Origin of the sequence: Thermogemmatispora aurantia, from assembly GCF_008974285.1 — a bacterium.
Taxonomy (GTDB): domain Bacteria; phylum Chloroflexota; class Ktedonobacteria; order Ktedonobacterales; family Ktedonobacteraceae; genus Thermogemmatispora; species Thermogemmatispora aurantia.
Window position 1 is genome coordinate 158,642 of sequence record NZ_BKZV01000009.1, and the last position, 9,841, is coordinate 168,482.

Genomic DNA, 9,841 nt, shown 5'->3' on the forward strand with positions numbered 1-9,841 from the left:
CTCGTCAGAGCATCACCGGCTGCATAGCGAAGCGAGTGGCTACGGCGCTGACGGGCAATGATGGCCAACCCAAGAGCGCGCCAGGGCCCGAGGATGCGTGGAAGGTGAAGGCGGCCTTCTTCGCTGAGTAGTATAGCATGGTAGGTGAGTTGACGCCGCACCACCGAGCAACTACAATACGCGCACATAATGAATAATAGAGATACATTTTTATACAAATGGGCACAGCCCAGGGAGAAAGTATGCGCGTGATTCATGAACTGTGGGAGATGACTGAGACGGCGCGTGGCTGGCTGTCTGGAGGAACCGTAGCCCTCGTTCCAACGCAGGGCAGTCTGCACCCGGGGCATCTGGCTCTCATCGAGGCAGCCAGGCGGGAATGTGAGATCTGTGTCGTCAGCTTCTTTGCCGATCCTCTCCAGTTCACCTCGCCCGAAGAGCTGGCACGCCATGCGCACGAGCAAGGGGGCAGCGAGCATAAGCTGCGGCTGCTGGAGCGGCTGGGGGTTGATGTGGTCTTTGCTCCGGAACGCGAGGCCATGTATCCGGCGGACTTTGCCACCTATGTTACTCCTGCTGGGGTGTTGGCCGAGTGCCTCGAGGCTCGGCTCTATCCACAGCGTTTGCAGGCCATGGCCACCACTGCTTGCAAGCTGCTGCTGCTCGTCCGTCCAGATATCGCCTACGTATTGCGCAACGAGGTGTATACGGTTGCACTCATGCGTCGCCTGGTGCGCGACCTCAATATCGACGTGAATATCTCTGTCCTGCCTGAGCAACGAGACGCCGGGGGGCTGGCGTATAGTGAAAATTATTCTCTGTTAACTGCGGATGAGCGCCTTGTTGCTCGTGTCGTCTACAGCTCCTTATTAACCGGTTTGGGATTGTTGCTTGCTGGCGAGCGGCGACCAGAGGCGGTCACTCAGGCGATGGAGCAGGTGATCAAGGCGGAGCCTCTGGCGACGCTGGAGTATGTCGCGCTGTGCGATCCAGATTCACTGGCGGCTCTGGCTGGGATTGAGGACCGAGCGCTCCTTCTGGCTGCGGTCCGTATCGGCGGCGTCCGTCTCCTTGATAGTCTGCTCTGGTCGCAGGAGCGGCCAGCCGCCGGCTAGGGTCAACTGCGGTCTTGTGCTGCTGTCTCTTGCCAGGATGAAATCAAGAAAGTCATCCTCCTGCGGGGCCCGGCCCCTCCTATCCAGGCCAGTCCAGGCCAGAGCGCCATGTGGGGGGCTGTAGGAGCGATTCTGGTCTGCTCCGCCGGGCTACGGTCCGATCCGGTCTGGGCCTGGAATCTCCTGAGGTAGGAACCTGGGACCCTTGCGCTCGCCTGGCCATGTGGTGCTGGCTTGTTCTCCGCGAGAGACGTCCCAGAAAAGGAGTAAGCGAGTAGATGCGCGCAAGAGCGCGAGAGGAGAGCAGAAAGGGCTTCTAGCGGAGCGGGCTGGCTGGAATCCGGCGGACATTGTGGCCTATAATAAGGGCGCGCTACGACGCGCCGTCAACAGGTGCTAGCTAGCTCCGACTTCACCGAGTCAACGAAGGAGGCTCCTATGCCGCTTACCGCTGATCAACCCATTTTTATCGCGCTCAGGCTAGTGCTCGTGGCCATCATCGGCTATCTCTGGGGGTCGCTGCCGCCAGGCTACTGGATGGGCAAGATCCTGCGCGGACGTGACTTTGATATTCGGAACTATGGCAGCCACAAGACGGGGGCGACCAATGTCAACCGCGTCCTCGGACTGGGGCCGGCCATCATTGTCATGATTCTCGACCTGTCCAAAGGTATTTTGCCGATGCTGTTGGCCGTCTATGTGCCCTTCTTTTATGTGCTGGGCTGGGGGCCCCTGCTGGCTGGATTAGCGGCACTGATTGGCCATCGCCACCCCATCTTTATTGGCTTCCAGGGTGGCAGAGGCGTCCTCACTGGGGCCGGCTCATTGCTTTTCGTTGCTCCCCCTGTCTCCTTCCTTATCTTTGGCATCGGGGCGGTCTTTACCATTAGCACTATTGCTCTCTCCCGCTATGTCTCCCTTGGCTCCCTGGTGGGCTGTGTCACGGTCATGATCTGTGGCGTTGTCTTCGGCCTTCTCGGCTGGCTTCCGGTGCCGGCCATGCTTTTCATGATTGTGGCCCCTCTGCTCGTGATCATCTTCCACTCTGACAACATTGAACGGCTTCTGGCCGGGAAAGAGCGCAAGCTCGGGCAGAAGGAGGTGGTGGCCTCGCCCGGTGGGGCGGCTTCCTCTCGCTGAGCTAACGGGCAAGTCAGCGAGCGACGCTGAAGGAAGGCCGGAGGCCTGAGTCTCTGGCAGCGATCCCAGCCAGTTCGGTCCATGCTGTGCTGTGAGCTGCGGCGCAGAGAAGGCTCCGCACTAGGCGCTCAGGTGATCCTTTTTACCCTGCAGGAGCGGCAAGGCGCGCAGCACGTACTCTACTCCTGACATGATTGTCCAGAAGGTGGCCAACACAAGAGCGATATCTGCCAGCAAATGGAGCAGGCTGCTCGGACTCCAGGCCACAGGCGAGAGCGTCAACACGGGAGTGGGAAAGAGCGCCAGGCGAGGATCGCCCAGTCCGTGGGCCAGGAGGATACCGCCGATGGCGAGCAAAGTGATAAAGGTTTTTTGCTTTCCCCAGCGTCCTGCAGCGATCACAGTACCTTGGGCTGCGGCCATGGAGCGCAGACCTGTGACCAGAAATTCGCGGGCGACAATGATCACGACGATCCAGGCTGGCACCAGCCCGATCTGCACCAGGGCGATGAGGATGCTTGAAACAAAAACCTTGTCAGCTGTCAGATCGAGGAAAACGCCTAGCGATGAGACCAGATGATAGCGGCGCGCCAGGTAACCGTCGAGCAGGTCAGTGATGGAAGCCAGCACAAAGAAAACTGTGGCCACGAAAAAAGCCCAGTGCTGATTGAGCAGCACCAGGATGAAGATGAGCAAAGTGCTGGCAATCCGGCTGAGGCTCAGTAGATTGGGAACATGCTGCATAATCCAGCGGTCTCCTTACGGCGTTGGGTACTCACATTATAAGCAAAGTGCTGACGCTTGGGTAGAGCGCAGCTCACGACTGCCTCTGCTTGCAAGCAAACGGGGAGTGCTGGCGTCGCCGTGGCCCTGACCACAGGGGTAAGCAACGCCAGCCTGGGCCAGTTCGCCGGGCGCCTGGCTTCCATCCTCTGCATCCTTCCTTTGTGTGTGCCCCGCCGCCGTCTCCCTGCTAGCGAGGCGAGTACCCAGGTAAGGTAGCAGGAGCAGGCGCCTCTTGAGGAGACCGCCGGACGAGCGAGCAGCATGTGCTGACCCGGGTCTACGTTAACAGCTTTGTGCGGGCATAGCAGCTAGATAGCTATATTAGGAGATATTGTGCGCCCTCAGCCGAGCGCCTTGGCCAATGAGCTAAGCGCACACTGAAGGGTGCTGCAGCCAGGCTGGTCCCGGCTAGACCAGGAAGCGTCAGGCCAAGCCAAGCCCTGACCTGACTTGCTTGTCAGCCAACCACCAGCCAGGGAGAGGGCGGAAGTGTCCCTTGCCCTTGACTTCCCCTATGGACGTCCTTTTGTCAATTGACCCGCTTGACCAGGATGCTTGATGCTTCCATCTGCCCGCTAGACAGAGAGCCAGACTGGACGTCACATCAGGAACGCTACGGAATCAGGTTGACCTCGGCATTCAATGCCAGAGCAAAACGAGTCAGCAGGGTCGCCGTTGCCTCGACATCCTCCAGAGAGACGACCTCGGAGCCTGTATGCAGATAGCGACAAGGAATGTTGACCAGACCTGTTGCTACCCCGCTACGGCTCACCTGGAGCAGATCCACGTCGGTCGACGTTCGGCCTGGAGTAGGATCGAGTTGATAGCGCAGCCCAGCCTCGCGGGCCGCCTGCACCAATAGCTCATAGACGCGTGGATTCACGTGGGCTCCGATCGTCAGCGCTGGACCGGCTCCGAGCCGGACATCTCCAATCTCCTGCTTGGAAGTCTGGGGATGATCAGCTGTTGGCATCACATCGACCACGATAGCCAGCTCCGGCTGCACTTTGTAAGCGCTGGTACGTACGCCGCGGAAGCCAATTTCCTCCTGCACTGCCGAAACCACGTAGAGGGCGGCCTGCAGCTGCTCGCGCTGCGCAGAGACCTGGCGCAGTGTCTCTAACACCGCATAGAGGCCGGCCTTATCGTCCAGACCGCGCGCCGTTACCAGCCGACCACGCAGCGGTTGGAGTCGAGCCGCTCGAGTGGCCACTGTCCCAGGAGGGGCGATTTCCTCGGCCTCCTTCTTACTGCTTGCCCCGATATCGATCCAGAGCTGTTTCAGGGAGGGGGCCTTGCCTCGCTCCTCTTCCTCTTGCAGATGAATCGGCTTCACCCCGATGACGCCAGGGACGGGGCCTGAAGCCGTATGGAGCAGCACCCGTTCGCCGGGCAGCGTTGCTGGATCGAAGCTTCCGATCGGGGCGAAATACAGAAAGCCCTGCTCATCGATATAACGCACCATCAGGCCCAGCTCGTCACAGTGGGCCGTCAGCATCAGGCGAGGGCGGCCTTCGGGGCGCAAGGCTGCGATCACATTCCCATGCCCGTCGGTGGTCACCTGATCAGCATAGCGGGCGCACTCGCGGCGCACCACCTCCTGAACGGGTTGTTCAAAACCCGAGGGACTGGGACGCTCAATCAGCTCTTCGAGCAGAGAGAGGTGAGACTCTTCTTCCATACAAGCAGACTCCATTGCAAACAGCAGTGAAAAACGGCAAAAGCAGAAGAGAACACACAGAACAGAAATGAAAGCGCCTGGCGCTTTACAGCTACCAGGCGCCTGGACCTTGGGCGAAGCGAATAGACCGCGCGACGAGGGCGCGGGTTAGTGGCGAGAGGGCAGCGCTCAGCACAGCAACACGGACCTCCCTGACCTTTTCTTCCCTGCTTGATGTCAACGCACGAACTGCTTCAGCACCTCTTCCACCTCGGGGTGGGAGCGGTTAAGGCGGAGATCCTCGGCTCCGCTGGCATCGGTCTGGACCAGCAAGATACCTCGCTGGATGCAGGTATGAAGCAACTCGCGCGCCGATTCGCGTGTCAGGCGACCGCGGAAGCGGTTCTTCGGATTCAGCGGATCGCCGATGAAATTCGCCACACCCATGACTGTGCGCCAGGACCAGTTGCGATCGATGTAATCGAGGAACTGCAAGAATTGCGGGTCCAGCACATCGATCGGCGGTTGCGGATTCACTGCCGGCATGTGGGGGTTCGTCCCCGGGTGCACGGCAGGCATGTGACCCGTGCTGCCCGATGAGACAGCAGGGACATAGCCACTGCCAGTATTCGTCGACGAGGCCGAAGCGATGCCCGGGACCAGAGGAACAAACTGGTTGGCGCTGCTAATCAGATCCCGGCTGACGGTTCCCGGTATCCCAACAACAATCACCGTTTTATTTAGACGTAACTTCAGGCGAGCGCAGATGCGGGTAAAATCCTTATCGCCCGTCATCAGGACAAAAGTAGAGATCGAGGGGCGGTCGAAGACCGTCTCGATGATATCCATCAGCATATTCAGATCGACGGTACTCTGGACGATCGTACTTTGCACGATCGCGTTGGTGCCGGGCCCAATGGCAGGCAAGTGGCCAGTACCGCCGCTATGCTGCTGATGGGAATATCCCAGAGGACCAGACCCAGAGCCGCCATGATGGTGGGAGAGGGGGCCGCTGGGGGGCTGGCCGTGGGGGTAACTATAGGGGAGGCCCTGGCGAGGTACCTGTTGATAAGCGGTATCCTCCTCACCGGGAGAGCGGATCTCCGTATCCTGGCGCGGCCCTTGATCCTGCTGATAGCCGGACCAGCCGTTCTCTTGGTTGGGCTGCACTGCGGGGAAGGGGCCTGTATAGCCACTGTGGGTAGTGCCTCCCGCAGACCACTGGCGCTGATACGGACCTTCAGAAGCGTAGCCTGGCACTCCGAGCGCGCCTGTTGAGGGATTCCCTGGAGGATAATGAATCGTCCCAATGCGGATACGGTCACGCTGCTTGGCCGGGCAATCTACGCGGTCAATCATCGCCGCAGTCAGGCTGCCCTTGAACAGCTCCGGCTGACGCGACCAGTCCGCATAAGCGCGGGCCACCATGACAGTTCCATAACGGCGGGCGACGGCAATCAGCTCCTGCGGATCAGGCTCTCGCCGCTGGATATTCAGCATACTGTAGCGAATGTTCTCAAAGTCAATGAATAAAGCGATCTCTTCTGGCACAATCTTCTCCTCTCATGGGGAGAAACCGCGCAGACCAGGATTGCTGATTGTTCAGGTGCTCGGATTGCCTGCTATGCAATCCTACAACTATGAGCATATCATACTTTATTGGCGAAGTCGAGTGGTCTGCGCTTTACTTTTCAGAACTACTTATGATATAGTCTCTCATTAAGATAGCTACCGGACAGCTTATCAGAGGGTGAAGAGCAAATACTAAGGCATCGTTGGCATGCGATCACCTCGATCTGATCGACCTGCGTTGGTCAGTGTTCTCGCTCCTGTTGGTTGGCCGCACCTCTTTGCTAGAGAGCCGCTCTGCTCGCCACTTCCACCGGATCAGGCGAGAGCAATCAAGCAGCGGCGGTGGCTGATGTTGAGGGCCGCCCCACCACTGAGCGAGCGGCTGCCTGTTAAGAGCCAGCCTGATAGCGCGGTCAAGGGCCGGAGCGGGCAAAACAGGATGCTCTTCCCAGACTCTGATCGAGGCGGGAGAGACTTGGCTTGCCCTGCGAACCGCGTGCTGTTCGTCTCCGCCCATCACCGGAATGGGAAAGCAGCAAGCGGTCGGTCGTGTTGGCCGACTCCGAATCTCTGTCTCTTCTGCTTTTAGCCTGCGCCTGGCACGGTGGTATCCAAGCTGCTGGCAAACGAGCAGACGCTGACCTGCCCATCAATAATAGCAGCCGAGAGGTCAGGTGAAAACAAGCGTGCACAAAACCAGCTCGCTAACCCTGTGGTCGAGATCCCCTCTCGGCTCTAGGCAGCTCGGCGGCTTACAGGCCGCTGTGCGGGCGAGGCAGATTGGTATCCTTCTTCTCGCTTAGCGAGCTGACCGCAGCCTCTTTTCTCGACCAGCCTCTGTGCCTGATAGAGCGGGCTAGGTGCGGGGTACAGGCGGCAGCCAGGCCATTTGCTCCAGGCCGGCTATCTATGGTACAGCGTAGCATCTCCTGCTCGGCGGCTCTTGTGTGCTCTGCCGACCCGCCCGGACAGATTAACCGGGGTAGGCCCGGGCGTGGAAAACCGCGAGCGACGAGGGCGTTGCGTGCCAGTACTGCCAGCCGGTGAGCTTCCTTGATACACAAGAACCGGGGACACTCCCCGGTTCCTCCGGTGAACGCTATTCAGATACTAGCGAGAAATACCAACCAACTCGCGGTCATGTTCTGTCAAGAAGCGGCGCAACAGCCCCTCCACCTCTGCTGTTTGCGGCAGCTCCCGCCCATTCTCTTGCTCTTCTACGCGCGTTAGCAGTTCGTAGAGGCCGGGGATATCGTAACGCAGCTGGACCTGGAGCTGACCGTTGCTATTATAGCCCTCGACGAAGAGGCCATCCTCCTCCTCGCGGAGAGCGATGCTTTTCACCCCGATCTGGTCCAGCACCTGGCCTACGGCGTAGAGGATACGCGCGTAGCTGAAAGTGGTCGGCATTGATCCCTCCCTAAGATAGTGGCAATATGGGAAACCTGTAGCGCACAGATTGACGGCGCTGTCACTGTATACATCAAGACAGGTCAGAAAGTTTCTCCACTGCTCTTGGTTAGTCTATCATATCGTTGCAACGGACGTCAAGGTAGTGAGCGGAGAGGCGCCCGGCTCCCTGGCTGCCTGGTGGTAAGCCAAGGGAGGGGATGGGAGCCGGGCAGCTCTCTCCTTTGACTATGCGGTAGCCAGGGAGAGCTAACGTCGGCCAAGCGAGCCATTGGCAACTTCGCGTGTAGCCCAGACGCCTGTATCGCTGACTGAGTTCTTGAGATGATTGGCCTGTCCAGCTCCGTTCCCATTGGCATTGAGGATCTCCAGAGCCTTCAGGCGCCAAAAACGAGCACTGGCAGGGCGTTTCAGGGCGAGGTACTGGGCCAGAGCCTCATCGGTGATGGAGGGGTTCGACTTCAAGACCTCGATCGTCATTTGGAGCTTATCGGGGTTGCCCTCAGCCGAGGCGGCCAGCATAGCTGGGTTGGTGTTCTGCTCGCCATGGGGGCCTTCGTTGCCCACTGCCACAATCTGGCCGGTGATCGGACGCGAGAGATCTTGACTGCTTTCGCGCACTGTCCCATTGCCTGCGGCGCTGGCAACTGGGGCCACCTCGGTTGTGCGCTCCTGATTGACAATCGGCAGCAGGCTGGCGGGGTTCAGCCGCGAGCCGGTCGTCAGAGCGCGGCGCAGGGTTGACATGGGGAGTTGAACCTGTTTGGCAAGCTCGGAGAGCGCCGTCAGCTGCTGCTGCCGCGCCTTCTTCTCCTCCGCCTCCGTCTCGCTGATGGTCTCAGCCATCATAGTATAGACGATGCCCAGCAGCGGGAAGGCACTGGCCATGAAGGGGAAAACGTTGGTCAGCCAGGGCGCTGCGTGCTCCGCCGCGCTCAGCATCTGTGGGCTGTGAAACTGCTTGGCATAGGCCCAGTTTACCGCCCATGAGAAGCCTGTGCAGATAATAATGAGAAGCCAATGCTGCCAGACTGCCTTAGGGGTCCGATAGCGCCGATAACGCTGAAAGGCCGTCCAGGACAGCAGATAAATGGTAACGTCAATGCTGATCGCTATAGCATAGCTTACACCCCACCACCAGATCCCCTCTGGACCCGATGATGGCTCAAACGATGCAAAGAAGTAAGCAACATGTGGAATAGAGGCCGCCAGGAATACGGCGAATGCTATCCAGAAAAAATATTTCATCAAAGAGACTCCCCTTCCGCAATGATATGGTGACCCCTCGTACTATCACGTAGCAAAGCGTACGTCAGCGCAAAGAAATCCGTCAATCCTCTCTGGGAGATTCTGGCTAATTTTCATTTCTTCCCCGAAGCTCAAAAGCTGAGGTATTGACAAACCCCCTCCCCCTGTGTCATAGTATGCAGGCACCGCACCGCGGCCCGGCTTCAACAAGTCGGCCTGGTGACGACTGGATGAGGGAGGATCAGGGATCAAAGCATCGTCCGGCATTCGGGCGGATGCGCAAGCCAATACAATAGCCCTTCCGCTTCCGGTGACCCAGTCAGACGATCTGGTCCCAGTACCCTCTTGACAAGAGTCGCCTGGTGTGGAATACTTAAAGACGCCGCAAGTACTGCGGCCCAGCCGCACGGCCCCAGTGGTTGAGCCAGGGAACTAGCCGGCTGGCTGGCAGCGGATGCTCTCTCTGCAGAAGACAGCTGAGATCGCAGTGTCCGCTCAGATGTGCGGTCACCCTCGCTTGACCGGTCACTCGCCTGCCCTGTTATAAGCAGGCTGGACAAGTCGCCGGCCCACGCGGGATGACTGCGGCGCTGGCTCAAGCGCCACGCTAATGATGCACCTTGACAACTGAATCGCGTTAGTGATACTTGCTTCAATTTTGCTGAGAGCCTGAAAAGCAGACAGCATGTCTGCAGGCCGAGTGCAACGCGACAGAGCTAACATAGAACGTTGTGCTGCGGTGTCATAGGATGACGCACAAGCGAGAAGCGTGCGCGGGGGATGCCTAGGCGCTGAAGGCCGAAGAAGGACGCGGCGAGCGGCGAAACGTTCAGGGGGAGCTGCTGGCAAGCGATGATCCCTGAGTATCCGAATGGGGCAACCCCTCCGGCGTGATGGCCGGAGATCGGCG

General features: G+C 59.1%; 7 protein-coding genes and 1 rRNA gene. 3 read left to right on the forward strand and 5 right to left on the reverse strand.

Annotated elements, in window-relative coordinates; all coding sequences use genetic code 11:
- Nucleotides 1-242 precede the first annotated feature (242 nt).
- Together KTAU_RS20625 and plsY are read left to right on the forward strand one after the other, a co-directional pair.
- A complete protein-coding gene (locus tag KTAU_RS20625; protein ID WP_170293465.1) occupies nt 243-1,115 on the forward strand; it encodes a 4-phosphopantoate--beta-alanine ligase in 873 nt (290 codons plus the stop codon).
- A gap of 438 nt (nt 1,116-1,553) precedes the next feature.
- Nucleotides 1,554-2,255 carry a glycerol-3-phosphate 1-O-acyltransferase PlsY gene (plsY, locus tag KTAU_RS20630; RefSeq protein WP_151730121.1) on the forward strand — a complete coding sequence of 234 codons (702 nt, stop codon included), beginning with the start codon at nt 1,554-1,556 and terminating at the stop codon, nt 2,253-2,255.
- Between the two features lie 120 nt (nt 2,256-2,375).
- Here the strand turns inward: plsY and pgsA are convergent, their stop codons facing one another.
- From pgsA to KTAU_RS20655, 5 genes are all read right to left on the reverse strand, one after another.
- The gene (gene pgsA, locus KTAU_RS20635) at nt 2,376-2,999 is read right to left on the reverse strand and encodes a CDP-diacylglycerol--glycerol-3-phosphate 3-phosphatidyltransferase (RefSeq protein ID WP_151730122.1); all 624 of its coding nucleotides are present in this window, start codon (nt 2,997-2,999) and stop codon (nt 2,376-2,378) included.
- A gap of 655 nt (nt 3,000-3,654) precedes the next feature.
- Nucleotides 3,655-4,722, reverse strand: coding sequence for a M42 family metallopeptidase (locus tag KTAU_RS20640; RefSeq protein ID WP_170293466.1), 1,068 nt, complete (start codon nt 4,720-4,722; stop codon nt 3,655-3,657).
- A gap of 216 nt (nt 4,723-4,938) precedes the next feature.
- Nucleotides 4,939-6,252, reverse strand: a complete 1,314-nt coding sequence (locus KTAU_RS20645) for an NYN domain-containing protein (protein WP_151730124.1) — start codon at nt 6,250-6,252, stop codon at nt 4,939-4,941.
- 1,131 nt (nt 6,253-7,383) lie between these two features.
- Nucleotides 7,384-7,683 (reverse strand): hypothetical protein, encoded by a 300-nt coding sequence (locus tag KTAU_RS20650; protein WP_052890537.1) that lies wholly within the window; start codon nt 7,681-7,683, stop codon nt 7,384-7,386.
- A gap of 249 nt (nt 7,684-7,932) precedes the next feature.
- Nucleotides 7,933-8,931 (reverse strand): LTA synthase family protein, encoded by a 999-nt coding sequence (locus tag KTAU_RS20655; protein WP_151730125.1) that lies wholly within the window; start codon nt 8,929-8,931, stop codon nt 7,933-7,935.
- A 754-nt stretch (nt 8,932-9,685) separates the two neighbouring features.
- On the opposite strand from KTAU_RS20655, the gene KTAU_RS21825 reads away from it, so the two are divergent.
- Nucleotides 9,686-9,841 (forward strand): 23S ribosomal RNA (locus KTAU_RS21825); the annotation flags it as partial.

Coding starts and splice junctions, on each gene's coding strand:
- KTAU_RS20625 (WP_170293465.1), top strand. CDS start 243: ATGCGCGTGATTCATGAACTGTGGGAGATGACTGAGACGGCGCGTGGC.
- plsY (WP_151730121.1), top strand. CDS start 1,554: ATGCCGCTTACCGCTGATCAACCCATTTTTATCGCGCTCAGGCTAGTG.
- pgsA (WP_151730122.1), bottom strand. CDS start 2,999: ATGCAGCATGTTCCCAATCTACTGAGCCTCAGCCGGATTGCCAGCACT.
- KTAU_RS20640 (WP_170293466.1), bottom strand. CDS start 4,722: ATGGAAGAAGAGTCTCACCTCTCTCTGCTCGAAGAGCTGATTGAGCGT.
- KTAU_RS20650 (WP_052890537.1), bottom strand. CDS start 7,683: ATGCCGACCACTTTCAGCTACGCGCGTATCCTCTACGCCGTAGGCCAG.
- KTAU_RS20655 (WP_151730125.1), bottom strand. CDS start 8,931: ATGAAATATTTTTTCTGGATAGCATTCGCCGTATTCCTGGCGGCCTCT.